Here is a 15,331-nt window from a genome sequence, read left to right on the forward strand (position 1 = left end):
ACCCTCAGCCGGCGAGCCACTCCCGGGTGAGGGTCCCGCCGGCGACGACGACGGCCGGGCCGGAGAGCACCGTCGTCACCCCGTCGAACTGCACCGACAGCCGGCCGCCCGGCACGTCGACGGCGACCGTCCCGGTGCTGCGCCCGCCGGCCTCCAGCGCCGCGTAGGCCGCGGCACAGGCGCCGGTGCCGCACGAGCGGGTCTCCCCCACGCCGCGCTCGTAGACCCGCAGCCGGACGTGCGCGCAGGCGCCCGCCGGGGCGTCCCCGGCGGCCAGCACGTTCACCAGCTCGACGTTGACCCCCTCGGGGAACATCGCGGCGTCGACCCCGGGCAGCACGGAGAGGTCCAGGGTGTCGACCTCGACGTCGGTCAGGCAGGCCAGGTGCGGGTTGCCCATCGACACCCCGAGCCCCGGGTGCGCCACCCCGGCGACCCGCGCCTCGCTGCGGCCCAGCGGCACCGCCGCACCCATGTCGACCCAGTAGCCGCCGTCGGGTCGGGCACCCACCCGGCGAGGACCGCCCCGGGTGCCGACCAGCACACCGGCCTCGGCCGCGGACCGCTCCAGCAGCCCCTCGGCCATCAGCACGTGCAGGAAGAGCCGGATGCCGTTGCCGCACATCTCCGCGTACGAGCCGTCGGCGTTGCGGTGGTCCATGAACCACTCGCAGTCGGCCAGCGCCGCACCCAGGACACCGGGGGCGTCGGGCACGTGCCGACTGCGGACCACGCGCAGCACGCCGTCCCCACCCAGGCCCGCCCGGCGGTCGCAGAGGCGGCGCACCAGGTCGGGGTCCAGCCGCGCCTCCGGCCACACGTCCCCGTCGGGGTCGGGCAGGACGACGAAGTCGTTCTCGGTGCCGTGGCCCAGGAGGACCCGCGGGCCGGCGTCGCCGTGGCTGTCGATCACCGGTCGATCCTACGGTCGGCGACCAGGGCGAGGACGCCGTCGAGCAGGTCCGGGCGGGCGGCGTCGAACCACACCGTGCCGGCGTCGCGGCGGAACCAGGACCGCTGCCGGCGCACGAACCGGCGGGTGGTGACCACCGTCCGCTCCCGGGCCTCCTGCTCGGTCAGCACCCCGTCGAACTGCTGGAGCACCTGCGCGTACCCCAGTGCCCGGGAGGCCGTCGGTCCCTCGCGCAGCCCGTCGCCGGCGAGCGCGGCGACCTCGTCGACGAAGCCGGCGGCCCACATCACGTCGACCCGGCGGGCCACCCGGTCGTCCAGCTCCTCGGGCGCACGGTCCAGCCCGATCGTGACCGCCGGGTAGTGCGGGCGTGGGGCGGGCAGCGTCGCGGTGAACGGCTGGCCGGTCACCGCGATCACCTCCAGCGCCCGCACCACCCGCCGGCTGTTGGTCGGCGCGATCGCCGTCGCGGCGGCCGGGTCGAGCGCCGCCAGCCGGTCGTGCATCGCCGTGGCGCCCTCGACCGCCAGCTCGTCGGTCAGCCGGGCCCGCACCACCGGATCGGTGCCCGGGAAGTCCAGCTCGTCCAACACGGCACGCACGTACAGCCCGGAACCGCCGACCAGCAGCGGGACGACGCCTGCGGCCCGGAGCCGGTCGACCTCGGCCCGCGCGCGCTGCCGGTACTCGGCCACCGAGGCCGGCTCCCGCACGTGCCAGAGGTCCAGCAGGTGGTGCGGCACGCCGTCGCGTTCGGCCTCCGTGGGCTTGGCCGTGCCGATGTCCATCCCGCGGTAGAGCTGCATGGAGTCGGCGTTGACCACCTCTCCCCCCGCACCGGAGCCGGCCAGCCGGTGCGCCAGCGCGACCGCGAGCGCCGTCTTCCCGGTGGCGGTCGGCCCCACGACGGCGATCACCGGAGGCCCGGCGTCCTCCGCAGCGGCGGTCACCGGGCGTGCCAGGTGGCGACGAGGTAGCCGACGCCGAACGGGGCGCCGTCGTGGTGCAGCTCGGCGGAGAGGGCGCGTCCACCCAGCGCGGCACCGACCGCCCGCCACACCGGGACGCCGGCGGCGAGCAGCCGCCGGCCCGCGACGGGGTCCAGGGCGGCCAGCGCCACGCTGTCCCCGGCCCCGAGGGCAGCGGCGACCGCGGCGTCGAAGGGGCCGGCCGCAGGGTCGAGTGCACCGGGCGCCTTCGCGGTGCGCCGGGCCGACCCGTCCCCCATCGCGAGCACCCCCACCGGTACGGGGAGGTCCGCCAGCGCCGCCGCGAGGTCGGCCGGCCCCACCCCGAGCCGGCTCCCGGTGTGCCCGGCCTCGTCCAGCAGCCAGGCGGCCAGCAGGTGCGGCAGCGGGACCCGGTGGCCGCCGGGACGGACCCGGCCGGCGAACGGGACCTCCAGGTCGATCCCGAACCCGCGCAGGTCTCCGGCGTCCCCGGGGCCGAACCGGAGCCCGTCGGCGCCCTCGCCCACGACGACCACCACCTCCGGCCGGTCCGCCAGCACGGTCTGCACGGCGGCGGAGACCGCGGTGCGCAGCGCGGACAGGTCGGGGCTCGGCGCACCGGCGACCACGGGCAGCACGAGGGGTGACTGCGGGCAGAACGCCACCGTCACCGGAGGAGGAGGGCTCACGCCAGGGAGTGTCGCGGATGCATCGTGGGAGACTGCTCACGTGTCGAGCACGGAGAACACCGGAGACCGGGCCCAGCAGGCCACCGCGACCCCCGAGGAGCGCCCTGAGGGAGCGGTCATCGAGGCGACGCCGGTCGACGAGGGGGCACTGACCGCGACCCCGGACGCCGCCGTCCCGGAGGTCGCCCAGCCCGCCGACGGCGGCCCCGTCGTCGACGACCCGGGGGCCGCTGTGCCCCCGGCCGCCGAGCCCCCGGCCGCCGAGCCCCCGGCTGCCGAGGCGCCCGCCGCCGAGGCGCCGCCCGCTGAGGCGCCCGCCACAACTCTCCCGGCCGCAGAGTCCCCGGCTCCGGCGGGCGGTGACACCGCCTCCGCGGCCGTCACCCCCGAGGCAGGCACTCCCGCCGCCGCCGACCCCGCCGACGCGGCGGTCGCCGACCCCACCAGCGGCAGCGGCGCCCCCACCGCAGCGCCCCGACCTGCCCCCGCCGGCCCGTCCAGCGGCCACGCACCCGCCGACGTGCCCAGCGTCGTCCCGGCCATGCCCGCCTCCGACCCGTCCGCCTGGGGCCGGGTCGACGAGGAGGGCACGGTCTACGTGCGCACCGCCACCGGGGAGCGCTCGGTCGGCTCCTGGCAGGCCGGCGCCCCGGCCGAGGGGCTGGCCCACTACGGCCGCCGCTTCGACGACCTGGCCACCGAGGTCACCCTGCTCGAAGCCCGACTGGCCGCCCACACCGGCAACCCGGGCGAGATCCGCACCAAGGCCCAGGAGCTCGCCGACTCCATCCCGCTGGCCCAGGCGGTCGGCGACCTGGACAGCCTGTCCGCCCGCGCCCGGGCGATGGTCAGCATGGCCGACACCGCCGTCGCGGCGAACCGGGCCGAGAAGGCGGCGCAGCGCGCCGTGCAGGTCCAGCGCAAGGAGGCGCTCGCCGCCGAGGCCGAGCAGATCGCCGCGGACTCCACGCAGTGGAAGGCCGCCGGTGACCGGCTGAAGGCGATCGTCGAGGAGTGGAAGACGATCAAGGGCATCGACCGCAAGACCGACGAGGCGCTGTGGCAGCGCTTCGCGGCCGCGCGGGACGCCTTCGGCCGCCGCCGTGGCGCGCACTTCGCCGAGCTGGACAAGCAGCGGGGCGAGTCGCGGGCGGCCAAGAGCGAGCTGATCGCCGAGGCCGAGCGGCTGTCGACCTCCACCGAGTGGGGCCCGACCAGCGCAGCGATGCGTGGGCTGATGGACCGCTGGAAGGCCGTGCCGCGGGTCGGCCGGGACACCGACGACGACCTGTGGAAGAAGTTCCGCGCCGCCCAGGACGTGTTCTTCGCCGCCCGCACCGCCAACGACCAGGCGCGCAGCAGCGACGAGGTGGCCAACCAGAAGGCCAAGGAGGAGCTGCTCGCCGAGGCGGAGAAGCTCGACCCGGCCAACAAGGGCAACCAGAACGCGCTCCGCAAGATCCAGGAGCGCTACGACGCGATCGGGCACGTGCCCCGCGGTGCCATGCGCGAGCTCGAGGACCGGATGCGCACCGTGGAGGAGAAGTTCCGCGGTGCCAGCGAGTCCTCCCGCCCCCGGGTCCAGCCGGAGAACCCGCTGCTGACCTCGATGCGAGCGGCGGTGACCAAGGCCGAGGACCAGCTGGCCAAGGCGCAGGCCGCGGGCAACGCGAAGCGGATCAGCGAGGCCGAGGCTGCCCTGGCCACCCGCCGGGAGTGGCTGGCCGAGGCGGAGAAGGCCTCCTCCCGCCGCTGAGGCACCGTCGCCGGGTCCGCCACGGCGCAGAACACCGAGGGCCCGTCCGTTCACCGGACGGGCCCTCGGTGTATTCCGGAACGGTCGTGTAGCTCCGGGGACGACGGGTAGGTCGTGGACAACGGAATGCGCAACGCCGCATGCGTGCGTGCCAGACGCCGACCCGGAAGGAGCCCGCCGTGGCCCTGTCCTACCCCACCCAGCCCGGTGACATCGACCACCTGATCGCCGACGACCACGCGATCGTCGACCGGCAGTTCCAGCACCTGGAGGCCGGCCGCGGCAACCGTCGCGTGCTGGTCGACCAGATCTCCTTCGAGCTCGCCGCACACGCCTTCGCCGAGGAGGTCGTGCTGTACCCGATCTGGCCGGAGATCGGGATGACCGACGAGCACGACGACGCCGAGCACGAGCACCAGCAGATCAAGGAGCTCCTCGTCGTCCTCGGGAAGACCGAGCCCGGGGAGCCGGAGTTCGAGGAGTCGCTCACCACGCTGATCCAGGTCACCCGGCACCACGTCGACGACGAGGAGAACGACGAGCTGCCCCAGTTCCGCGCCAAGGCCGGTGCGGAGCGGATGGCCGAGCTGGGCAAGGACTTCCTGACCAACAAGCGCGAGGCACCCACCCGGCCGCACCCGCACGCACCCAGCGAGGGCTTCGCGGAGAAGGTCGCCGGCATGCTGGGCAAGCCGCTGGACATGGTCCGCGACATGGCGTCCGGCCGGCAGAAGGAGCTGGCCACCGACGCCTCCGGTCTGCTCAACCCGCAGGCCCAGGCGATCGTCGACGCCCTCTCCTCGTTCGGCCCGCTGCCGTTCGAGGTGCTCAAGCCCGAGCAGGCGCGCAAGCAGCCCGGCCCGGACGACGCGGTGAAGAAGGTCATGGCCGACCGCGGCATCTCCGGCCCCGAGCCGGTCGGTTCGGTGCAGGACCTGAAGATCCCGAACGGCGCCGACGGCGAGCAGACCCTGCGCGTCTACACCCCCAGCAACGCCGGGGACGGTCCGCTGCCGATCGTCATGTGGGTGCACGGCGGCGGCTGGGTGCTGTTCGACATCGACACCTATGACGCCTCCTGCCGCGGCCTGTGCAACAAGACCAACGCGATCGTCGTCTCCCCGGACTACCGGCGGGCGCCGGAGGCGGTCTTCCCCGCCTCGCACGACGACGTGCTGACCGCCTGGACCTGGGTCCGGGAGAACGCCGGGCAGCTCGGCGGCGACCCCGACCGGATGGCCATCGGCGGGGAGTCCGTCGGCGGGACGATGGCCGCGGCCACCTCCCTCCAGCTGGCCGCGAACGGCCAGCCGACGCCGGTGGCGCAGGTCTGCGTCTACCCGTTGACCACCGCCGAGCAGTTCGGGGAGTCGATGGAGGACGCCGCCGACGGCCGTCCGCTGAACCGGGCGCTGCTGTCCTGGATGGCGATGCACGCCTTCCAGGGCAAGCCCGAGGCGGCCACCGACCCGCGGATCGCCCTGCTGGACTGGACCCCCGCCCAGCGCGCGAGCATGCCGCCCACGCTGGTGATCACCGACGAGCGCGACGTGCTGCGCAGCCAGGGGCAGCAGTTCGCCCGCGACCTCGAGGCCGCCGGGGCACCGACCACCCACCGCTACTTCGCCGGCGTCATGCACGAGTTCTTCGGCGCCGCCGCCGTCCTGGACGAGGCCGAGCAGGCCCAGCAGGACGCCGCCGCACACCTCACCCGGGCGTTCAGCACCCGCTGATCGCCGTCCTCAGGGAAGGAGCACCACCATGAAGGCCATCGTCTACCGAGGCCCCAAGAACGTCGCCGTCGAGGAGGTGCCGGACGCCACGATCCAGGCGCCCACCGACGCGGTCATCCGGATCACGACCACCAACATCTGCGGGTCGGACCTGCACATGTACGAGGGCCGCACCTCCGTGGAGGAGGGCAAGGTCCTCGGCCACGAGAACATGGGCGTCGTCGAGGCCGTCGGCGACGGTGTCGACCGGATCAAGGTCGGCGACCGGGTGTCGGTCCCGTTCAACATCGCCTGCGGCACCTGCCGCAACTGCACCGACGGCTGGACGTCGTTCTGCCTGCGCGCCAACCCCACCGAGGGGATGGACGGCGCGGCCTACGGCTACGCCAACATGGGCCCCTACGACGGCGGGCAGGCCGAGTACCTGCGCGTGCCGTGGGCGGACTTCAACCTGCTCCACCTGCCCGAGGGCACCGAGCACGAGAACGACTTCACGATGCTCTCGGACATCTTCCCGACCGGCTGGCACGGGGTGGAGCTGTCCGGCTTCCAGGTCGGCGACCGGGTCGCGGTGTTCGGCGGTGGCCCGGTCGGGCTGATGGCCGCGCACAGCGCCATGATCCGGGGCGCGTCCGAGGTCTTCGTCGTGGACAAGGAGACCGACCGCCTGGCCCTGGCGGAGAAGTACGGGGCCACCGCGATCGACTTCAGCGCCGGTGACCCGGTGGAGCAGCTGCTGGAGGCCACCGGTGGGCGCGGTGTCGACCGCGGCGTCGAGGCGGTCGGCTACCAGGCGCACGACTCCGGTGGCGAGGAGCACCCCGAGCTGGTGCTGGACAACCTCGTCCAGGTGGTCCGGTCCACCGGTGGGATCGGCGTCGTCGGCGTCTACGTGCCGCAGGACCCGGGCGCGACCAGCGACCTGGCCAAGGAGGGCCGGATCCCCTGGCAGTTCGGCACCTTCTTCACGAAGGGCCAGTCGATGGGCACCGGGCAGGCGCCGGTCAAGCGCTACAACCGGCAGCTGCGGGACCTGATCATCGACGGCAAGGCCAACCCGGGCCTGATCACCAGCCACGAGCTGGGCCTGGACCAGGCCGTGGAGGGCTACCAGCGCTTCGACGACCGGGACCAGGGCTGGACCAAGGTGCTGCTGCACCCGGGCAGCTGACCCACCCCACCGGGACGTCCCACCCGGTGACCTGATCGAGGACCGTCCCCCTGCACCGATACCGGTGCAGGGGGACGGTCCTTCGTCCGTCCGGGACCTCGCGGGCCCGGTGGTGTCAGCTGCAGGCCGGGACGGCTGCCGGCAGCGGCGGCGGGACACCGATCCCGGGCATGCCCAGCGTGACGCCGGGCGTGGTCGGGCGGGTGCCGGCCTCGCTGGCGTCGCCGGCCCGGGTCCGCCGATGGGAGAGCAGCGCGCCGTCGGCGACCAGGAAGTGCGGCTTCGCGGCGGTCACGACCGTCTCCACGACGTCCCCGGCCCGGACGCCGTCGGCGGCGGTGAAGTGCACCAGCCGACCGTCCCGGGCCCGGCCGGAGAGCCGGCCGCGGGCGGCGTCCTTGCTGCCCTCCCCCGCGGCGACCAGCAGCTCGACCGGCCGGCCGACGAGCGCCCGGTTCTCGGCCCAGCTGATCTCCTCCTGCAGCGCGGTCAGCCGCAGGTAGCGCTCCTGGACGACGTCCTTGGGCAGCTGCCCGTCCATCTCCGCGGCTGGGGTGCCCGGGCGCTTGGAGTACTGGAAGGTGAAGGCGCTGGCGAAGCGCGCCTGCCGGACGACCTCCAGGGTCTGCTCGAAGTCCGCCTCGGTCTCGCCCGGGAACCCGACGATGATGTCGGTGGTGATCGCGGCGTCGGGCATCGCGGCCCGCACCCGGTCGATGATCCCGAGGTAGCGGTCCTGCCGGTAGCCGCGGCGCATCCGGCGCAGCACGTCGTCCGACCCGCTCTGCAGCGGCATGTGCAGCTGGTGGCAGACCGCAGGGGTCTCCGCCATCGCCGCGATGACGTCGTCGGTGAACTCCCGCGGGTGCGGGCTGGTGAAGCGCACCCGCTCCAGGCCCTCGATCCGCCCCGTCGCGCGCAGCAGGTCGGCGAACGCGCCGCGCTCGCGGAACTCGACGCCGTAGGCGTTCACGTTCTGGCCGAGCAGGGTCACCTCGAGCACGCCCTGGTCGACCAGGGCCTGCACCTCGGCCAGGATCTCGCCGGGACGGCGGTCCTTCTCCTTGCCGCGCAGCGCCGGGACGATGCAGAACGTGCAGGTGTTGTTGCACCCGACGCTGATCGACACCCAGCCGGAGTACGCGGAGTCCCGCTTGGCCGGCAGCGTGGAGGGGAAGACCTCCAGCGACTCGACGATCTCCACCTGGGCCTCGGCGTTGTGCCGGGCCCGCTCGAGCAGCACCGGCAGCGACCCGACGTTGTGGGTGCCGAAGACGACGTCGACCCAGGGCGCGCGCCGGACGATCTCGCCGCGGTCCTTCTGCGCCAGGCAGCCGCCAACGGCGATCTGCATGCCGGGGTGGGCGTCCTTGACCGGGCGCAGGTGCCCCAGGTTGCCGTAGAGCCGGTTGTCGGCGTTCTCCCGGACGGCGCAGGTGTTGAGCACGACGACGTCGGCGTCGGTGCCCTCGGGAGCTGCCGAGTACCCGGCCGACTCGAGCAGGCCGGAGAGCCGCTCGGAGTCGTGCACGTTCATCTGACAGCCGTAGGTGCGCACGAGGTAGGTCTTGCCGTTCACCACCGGGATCGTACGGGGGCGCCAGCCGCACCCGGTGCACGCCGACGACTCCGGTTGGTGACCGGCAGGACCTCGACCGGGTGAACTCAGGGCTCATCCGGAGCTTCGTTACAGCTTCGTGATGGCTTCGCGACGTTACTGGGGCGGGAGCCACCTAGGGTCACCCGCTGTGACCGAACGTCCGACCGGAGAGCCTCTCGTCCGCATGTCCGGCGTCGACAAGTGGTTCGGCGAACTGCACGTCCTACAGGACATCGACCTGTCGATCGACCGGGGCGAGGTGGTCGTCGTCATCGGGCCGTCCGGCTCGGGCAAGTCGACGCTGTGCCGCACGATCAACCGTCTCGAGTCGATCGAGAACGGTGAGATCACCATCGACGGGCAGCAGCTGCCTGCCGAGGGCAAGGAGCTGGCCAAGCTGCGCGCCGACGTCGGCATGGTGTTCCAGAGCTTCAACCTCTTCGCCCACAAGACGGTGCTCGAGAACGTGACCCTCGGCCCGATCAAGGTGCGCAAGCAGTCCAAGGCCGACGCCGAGAAGCGGGCCCGCGAGCTGCTGGACCGGGTCGGCGTCGGCGCCCAGGCCGACAAGGTGCCCGCCCAGCTCTCCGGTGGTCAGCAGCAACGCGTCGCGATCGCCCGCGCGCTGGCCATGGACCCGAAGGTGATGCTCTTCGACGAGCCCACCTCGGCGCTCGACCCGGAGATGATCAACGAGGTCCTCGAGGTGATGGTGGGCCTGGCCCGGGACGGCATGACGATGGTCGTGGTCACCCACGAGATGGGCTTCGCCCGCAAGGCGGCCAACCGCGTCGTGTTCATGGACGGCGGCCGCATCGTCGAGTCCTCCACCCCGGAGGAGTTCTTCACCAACCCGAGCTCCGACCGGGCCAAGGACTTCCTCTCCAAGATCTTGAACCACTGACCACCCGCACACCCACGAGAGGACCCTCCATGCGCATCACCCGCTACGCGGCCGCCGTCGCGGCCGCCGGCATCCTCATGACCGCCTGCTCCAGCGAGGCCGGCGACACCGTCGAAGAGGCCGCCGAGGCCCCCGAGCTCGCCGAGGAGGTCGACTTCGAGGCCGGGACGACGATGGCCGAGCTCGCCGAGGCCGGCTCCATGACCGTCGGCACCAAGTTCGACCAGCCCGGGTTCGGGCTGCGCAACCCGTCCGGGGTGCCGGAGGGCTTCGACGTCGAGATCGCCAAGATCATCGCTGCCGAGCTCGGCATCGCGGCCGAGGACATCACCTGGACCGAGACCGTGTCGGCCAACCGTGAGCAGTTCATCGAGAACGACAACGTGGACATGGTCGTGGCCACCTACACGATCAACGACGACCGCAAGCAGCGGATCGACTTCGCCGGCCCGTACTACGAGGCCGGGCAGGACATCATGGTCGCCGAGGGCAACCCGCTGGGCATCGAAGGTCCCGAGGACCTCGCGGGCAAGAACGTCTGCTCGGTGGAGGGCTCCACGCCCGCGGAGGAGATCCGCACCAACTACCCCGAGGCGCAGCTGACGCTGTTCGACGTCTACTCCAAGTGCGCCGACGCACTGGCCAACGGCCAGGTCGACGCCGTGACCACGGACAACGTCATCCTCACCGGGATCGTCGCCGGCAGCCCGGACGAGTTCGACCTGGTCGGCAACCCCTTCACCCAGGAGCCCTACGGCATCGGCATCCCCAAGGGCGACGACGAGTTCCGGGCCTTCATCAACGACACCCTGGAAGAGGCCTACGAGTCCGGCGCCTGGGCGGAGGCGTGGGACGAGACCGCTGGTGCGATCAGCGGCACCGACGCCCCCGAGCCGCCGGCCGTCGACCGCTACTGATCGTCCCGTGAGGGCTGCCGGGCGGGTCGACCCCGCCCGGCAGCCCCGCACCACCCCCGGCCTCGAGAGGAGGCGCAGTGCAGTTCCTGATCGACAACTTCCCGCTGCTGTGGGACGCCTTCCTCACGACGCTGAGCCTGTCCCTGCTCGCCGGCGTGCTGGCCCTGGTGCTGGGCACCGCGCTGGCGGCCTTCCGGGTCAGCCCCATCCCCCCGCTGCGCGGGCTGTCCACCTTCTACGTCGAGACCTTCCGCAACACCCCGTTGACGGTGGTCTTCTTCTTCATCATCTTCGGGCTGCCGCAGATCGACTTCTCGGTCGGCTTCTTCACCGGCTCGGTGCTCGCCGTCGGCCTCTACACCGCCGCGTTCGTCTGTGAGGCGGTCCGTTCGGGCATCAACGCCGTCTCGGCCGGCCAGGCCGAGGCCTCACGCGCCATCGGGCTCACCTTCGGCCAGTCGCTGCGCGAGGTGGTGCTGCCGCAGGCCTTCCGGTCGGTCGTCCCGCCGCTGGGCAACGTCTGGATCGCCATGGTGAAGAACACCTCGATCGCCGCGGGCTTCGCGGTCTCGGAGCTGACCGCGTCCATGCAGCGTCTGTCCAACGCCAACGCCGGGGAGCTGGTGCTGGTCCTGGTGGCCGTCGTCGTCGGCTACATGCTGATCACGCTGCCCTCGGCCTACGCGATCAGCCGGGTGGAGCGACGGGTGGCGATCCTGCGATGAGCGCTCCGGTCCTGTTCGACGTGCCCGGCCCCAAGGCCCAGGCCCGGATCCGCATCGGCTCCGCCGTCGGCGCGCTGGTGGTGCTGGCGATCGTCGGCTTCGTCCTGCTCCGCCTGGCAGGCAACGACCAGCTCGACCCGCAGCGCTGGGCCGTGCTCTTCGACCCCGCCAGCGGCGTGCCCCAGGCGCTCGGTGAGGCGCTGCTGCGCACGTTGCAGGTCGCCCTCGTCGGGATGGTCTTCGCGACCCTCCTGGGGCTGCTGCTGGCAGCGGGCCGCCTGTCGGACCACAGCTGGGTCCGGATCCCGGTCACCACGGTCATCGAGTTCTTCCGCGCGATCCCACTGCTCGTGGTGATCTTCGCGCTGTTCTTCATCCTGCCGAGCTTCGGCATCCGGCTCAGCGCCTACGCCGCGCTCACCGGCGGACTGGTGCTCTACAACATGGCGGTGCTGGCCGAGATCTTCCGGGCCGGGATCATGTCGATCGACAAGGGGCAGCGGGAGGCAGCCTTCGGCATCGGGCTGCGCAAGTCCCAGGTGATGACCTTGGTGCTGCTCCCCCAGGCCGTGCGCCGGATGCTCCCGGTGCTCATCGCCCAACTGGTGGTGCTGCTCAAGGACAGCTCGCTGGGCTTCATCATCGGCTACTTCGAGCTGCTGCGGCAGGCCCGCAGCCTGGTCGAGTTCTTCATCCCGCGGTTCGGCGACCAGTACACCTTCCAGCTGTACGTGGGCGCCGGGCTGATCTACATCATCGTCAACGTGCTCCTCTCCCAGCTGGCCAAGTACGTCGAACGACGCGGGCGCCGGCAGAAGGCCACCGTCGCGACCGAGCCGATCCGGATGCCGGACGAGAACGCGCCCACCACCACCGGCATCTAGCGTTCGACCCGGTCCCGCTGCGCGCCGGACCGTCGGGGCGCCGGCGGGTGGGACCGACCCCGGCTCCGATGCCACCCCCATGAGGGCGTGCAGGACGCGCCGGGCAGCCGTACTGTCGACCGGCGGTGTCCGGCCCCGTGCGTCGTACGGCGGGCGGGTGGCCGGTGCGACGCCCGGGACCGGCTCCAACCGTCGCACGATGCGGCGGCTGAGCAGGCCCGGGCGTGGGCCGGGCCGGCGCGTCGGGTGCCGTCGGGGTGCCCAAGTCCCGGGCGTGCCCCGGTCCTCCTCGGCGGGCAGGTCTGCCCTGGTGCGGCACGGCGCTTGGCACCTTCAGCCGGTTCGTTCCCGCCCGCCGGCTGCCGAGATGAGAAGCGTGACCTCCACCGCCGCTGCTCCCCGCCACATGCACCTGGACCTCGACGAGGACGACGACCTGGCCACCACCACCCAGATCTTCGTGAGCAAGCTGCGTGCCAGCGCACGCCGGTTCGCCGCCGCCGCCGGCGCGGACTCGGCGATCGTCCGAGAGGCCGTGCCACCGGCCCGGCACCGTCGCTCTCGCTGCCGCGTGGTGCTGCTGTACGTCGGTGGACAGGAGACCGACGTGACCTTCCTGGGCCCGTCCAGCTCGCTCGCGGGCAAGGAGGTCACCATGTCGCAGTTCGACACCGCGATCGAGCTGTGGCTGCGGGCCGGGCAGGAGCGCAGCCGGCGTTGGCTGATGCCGGACGAGGAGGCCGCCGACGGCGTGGCCATCGACATCTCCGCCTGGTTGAACCGCTGAGCGACCATCCGGGGCACTGATCGTCCGGCTCACCCCACCCACGAGGCGCCGACCGGTCCACCCTGCCCCGGGGCGGGACCGAGATCCCCGAACGCAGATCAGCCGATGCGAAGATCGTCGCATCGGCTGATCTGCGTTCTGCGGACAGCGGCGGCCGGGTGGACACCCGGCTCAGGCTCTCAGGGCAGGTCGTCGACCGGCAGTGAGTCCGGTGGCGGTCGCAACCGGCCGATCGACCGGGCCAGCCCCTCCCCCACCTCGCCGCCCACGTCGGCCTCCTCGCCACCGGTGGCGCGAGCGCGGGCAGCAGCACGGGCAGCCGAGCGCTCGCGTGACCACGGCACCGGTGCGACGAGGTCCGGGTCCGGTTCGCTGGACGTCTCGATCGGCGCAGGCTGGCCTCCCGGGCCGGCAGCTGGCAGTGCCCCCGGCGGGTCGTCGGAGAGCTCGTCGTCGAGGCCGTCGAGGGCCTCCCGGACCACGTAGCCGGCCAGCCCGCCGCCGTAGCCCTTGCGGGCGAGCATGCCGACCAGGCGCCGCTCCGCCGTCACCCGGTCGAGTCGGCGCATCGAGGGCAGCTTGCGCTCGACCAGCCGCCGGGCGGAGTCCCACTCGTCCTGCGGGTCGACCTCGGCCACGGCGGCCGCGGCGACCTCGCCGTCGACGCCCTTGGCCCGCAGTTCCGACGCCAGTGCCCGCCGGGCCAGGCCGCGACCGGACTGCCGGGTGGAGACCCAGGCGGCCGCGAACGCCGCGTCGTCGATGAGCCCGACCTCGGTGAAGCGGTCGAGCACCGCGGCCGCGGCCTCGTCGGGCACGTCCTTCTTGGCCAGCAGGTCGGCCAGTTGCTTGCGGGTCTTGGGGGTTCCGGTCAGCGCCCGAAGACAGATCCCCCGGGCGACCGCCTCGGGGTCCTCCATCTCGGCCGGCCCATCGGACTCGTCGGCGTCCGCCGACGTACGGCTCCACTGGGGACCCGAGCTGCGACCGCCACGCTTACGGCGGCCACCGGACTCGGACCGGTCGGATGGATCTCCACCAGTCCGGGCACCGCCGATCCCGGCACTGCCCGGACCGGGACGACGCCGACCGGACCGGCGACCTCCGTCACCGGCCGGTCCGGCGTCGTCCCCGAAGCCGTCGCTGCCCGGCCCGCCATCGGTCAGCGCATCGGACACCGGCGGGATCAGAAGTCAGCCGGTGCGTCCGCCGGGGCCGCAGCGGCCACGACCCCGATGCCGAGCTTCTCCTTGATCTTCTTCTCGATCTCGTCGGCGAGGTCGGGGTTGTCCCGCAGGAAGGTGCGGGCGTTCTCCTTGCCCTGGCCGAGCTGGTCGCCCTCGTAGGTGTACCAAGCGCCGGACTTGCGGACGAAGCCCTGCTCGACGCCCATGTCGATGAGCCCACCCTCGCGGCTGAAGCCATGACCCCAGATGAGGTCGAGCTCGGCCTGCTTGAACGGGGCGGCCACCTTGTTCTTGACGACCTTCACCCGCACCCGGCTGCCGACCGCGTCGGTGCCCTGCTTGAGGGTCTCGATCCGGCGGATGTCCAGCCGCACCGAGGCGTAGAACTTCAGCGCCCGGCCACCGGTGGTGACCTCGGGCGAGCCGTAGACCACGCCGACCTTCTCGCGCAGCTGGTTGATGAAGATGCAGGTGGTGCCGGAGTTGCTGAGCGCACCGGTGATCTTGCGCAGCGCCTGGCTCATCAGCCGGGCCTGCAGACCGACGTGACTGTCGCCCATCTCGCCCTCGATCTCGGCGCGGGGCACCAGGGCCGCCACCGAGTCGACGACGATGAGGTCGAGCGCCCCGGAGCGGATCAGCATGTCGGCGATCTCCAGCGCCTGCTCACCGGTGTCGGGCTGGCTGATCAGCAGGGCGTCGGTGTCGACGCCGATCGCCCGGGCGTAGTCGGGGTCGAGGGCGTGCTCGGCGTCGATGAAGGCGACGATGCCGCCGGCCGCCTGGGCGTTGGCCACCGCGTGCAGGGCGACCGTCGTCTTGCCGGAGGCCTCGGGGCCGTACACCTCGACGACGCGGCCGCGGGGCAGGCCGCCGACACCGAGGGCGATGTCGAGGGCGACGGAGCCGGTGGGGATGACCTTCATGGCGACCTCGGGCGAGTCGCCCAGGCGCATGACGGAGCCCTTGCCGAACTGCTTGTCGATCTGGGCGAGGGCCATGTCGAGGGCCTTGTCGCGGTCGAGCGTTGCCATGGTGGCCACCTTCGGATGTCGCTGTAGCGGGTCGTTGCCGACGCTAGGGCCGGGGTCTGACACTTTCCGCGGACCGGGCAC

14 protein-coding genes are annotated in these 15,331 nt (G+C 72.8%); 8 read left to right on the plus strand and 6 right to left on the minus strand.

Going from position 1 to position 15,331, the window contains the following annotated elements; translation table 11 throughout:
* Nucleotides 1-4: 4 nt before the first annotated feature.
* Genes dapF through O2W16_RS18215 form a run of 3 tightly spaced genes read right to left on the minus strand, consistent with a single transcriptional unit; the run spans nt 5 to nt 2,552 of the window.
* The gene (dapF, locus tag O2W16_RS18205) at nt 5-913 is read right to left on the minus strand and encodes a diaminopimelate epimerase (RefSeq protein WP_269160232.1); all 909 of its coding nucleotides are present in this window, start codon (nt 911-913) and stop codon (nt 5-7) included.
* Nucleotides 910-1,863 carry a tRNA (adenosine(37)-N6)-dimethylallyltransferase MiaA gene (gene miaA / locus O2W16_RS18210; RefSeq protein WP_269160233.1) on the minus strand — a complete coding sequence of 318 codons (954 nt, stop codon included), beginning with the start codon at nt 1,861-1,863 and terminating at the stop codon, nt 910-912. Before miaA ends, dapF begins: the two co-directional genes overlap by 4 nt.
* Nucleotides 1,860-2,552, minus strand: coding sequence for a hypothetical protein (locus O2W16_RS18215; RefSeq protein ID WP_269160234.1), 693 nt, complete (start codon nt 2,550-2,552; stop codon nt 1,860-1,862). Before O2W16_RS18215 ends, miaA begins: the two co-directional genes overlap by 4 nt.
* A 40-nt stretch (nt 2,553-2,592) precedes the next feature.
* Here O2W16_RS18215 and O2W16_RS18220 point away from each other — a divergent pair, with 40 nt between their 5' ends.
* The 3 genes from O2W16_RS18220 to O2W16_RS18230 all read left to right on the plus strand — a co-directional run bounded on the left by O2W16_RS18220 (nt 2,593) and on the right by O2W16_RS18230 (nt 7,212).
* On the plus strand, nt 2,593-4,308 hold the full coding sequence (locus O2W16_RS18220) for a DUF349 domain-containing protein (protein WP_269160235.1): 1,716 nt from the start codon (nt 2,593-2,595) through the stop codon (nt 4,306-4,308).
* A 179-nt stretch (nt 4,309-4,487) separates the two neighbouring features.
* Complete coding sequence (locus O2W16_RS18225; RefSeq protein ID WP_269160236.1) at nt 4,488-6,041, plus strand: alpha/beta hydrolase fold domain-containing protein; 1,554 nt, start codon at nt 4,488-4,490, stop codon at nt 6,039-6,041.
* A gap of 28 nt (nt 6,042-6,069) precedes the next feature.
* Nucleotides 6,070-7,212 carry a glutathione-independent formaldehyde dehydrogenase gene (locus O2W16_RS18230; protein ID WP_269160237.1) on the plus strand — a complete coding sequence of 381 codons (1,143 nt, stop codon included), beginning with the start codon at nt 6,070-6,072 and terminating at the stop codon, nt 7,210-7,212.
* Nucleotides 7,213-7,327: 115 nt separating this feature from the next.
* Here the strand turns inward: O2W16_RS18230 and miaB are convergent, their stop codons facing one another.
* Complete coding sequence (gene miaB / locus O2W16_RS18235) at nt 7,328-8,791, minus strand: tRNA (N6-isopentenyl adenosine(37)-C2)-methylthiotransferase MiaB (RefSeq protein WP_269160238.1); 1,464 nt, start codon at nt 8,789-8,791, stop codon at nt 7,328-7,330.
* 205 nt (nt 8,792-8,996) lie between these two features.
* Here miaB and O2W16_RS18240 point away from each other — a divergent pair, with 205 nt between their 5' ends.
* From O2W16_RS18240 to O2W16_RS18260, 5 genes are all read left to right on the plus strand, one after another.
* On the plus strand, nt 8,997-9,716 hold the full coding sequence (locus O2W16_RS18240) for an amino acid ABC transporter ATP-binding protein (protein WP_269160239.1): 720 nt from the start codon (nt 8,997-8,999) through the stop codon (nt 9,714-9,716).
* 29 nt (nt 9,717-9,745) lie between these two features.
* The gene (locus O2W16_RS18245) at nt 9,746-10,633 is read left to right on the plus strand and encodes a glutamate ABC transporter substrate-binding protein (RefSeq protein WP_269160240.1); all 888 of its coding nucleotides are present in this window, start codon (nt 9,746-9,748) and stop codon (nt 10,631-10,633) included.
* A 77-nt stretch (nt 10,634-10,710) separates the two neighbouring features.
* Nucleotides 10,711-11,358: an amino acid ABC transporter permease gene (locus tag O2W16_RS18250; RefSeq protein WP_269160241.1), complete on the plus strand. Its 648-nt coding sequence runs from the start codon at nt 10,711-10,713 to the stop codon at nt 11,356-11,358.
* Nucleotides 11,355-12,242, plus strand: coding sequence for an amino acid ABC transporter permease (locus tag O2W16_RS18255; RefSeq protein WP_269160242.1), 888 nt, complete (start codon nt 11,355-11,357; stop codon nt 12,240-12,242). Before O2W16_RS18250 ends, O2W16_RS18255 begins: the two co-directional genes overlap by 4 nt.
* Nucleotides 12,243-12,618: 376 nt before the next feature.
* Entirely contained in the window at nt 12,619-13,029 is a 411-nt protein-coding gene (locus tag O2W16_RS18260; RefSeq protein WP_269160243.1) for a hypothetical protein, read from the plus strand.
* A gap of 179 nt (nt 13,030-13,208) precedes the next feature.
* On the opposite strand, the gene O2W16_RS18265 is transcribed toward O2W16_RS18260, so the two are convergent.
* Both O2W16_RS18265 and recA read right to left on the minus strand, forming a co-directional pair.
* Nucleotides 13,209-13,949, minus strand: a complete 741-nt coding sequence (locus O2W16_RS18265) for a regulatory protein RecX (protein WP_269160244.1) — start codon at nt 13,947-13,949, stop codon at nt 13,209-13,211.
* Between the two features lie 266 nt (nt 13,950-14,215).
* A complete protein-coding gene (recA, locus tag O2W16_RS18270) occupies nt 14,216-15,250 on the minus strand; it encodes a recombinase RecA (RefSeq protein WP_269160245.1) in 1,035 nt (344 codons plus the stop codon).
* Between the last annotated feature and the right edge of the window lie 81 nt (nt 15,251-15,331).

This window comes from Modestobacter sp. VKM Ac-2984 (assembly GCF_026967985.1).
In the GTDB taxonomy this organism is placed as follows: Bacteria; Actinomycetota; Actinomycetes; order Mycobacteriales; family Geodermatophilaceae; genus Modestobacter.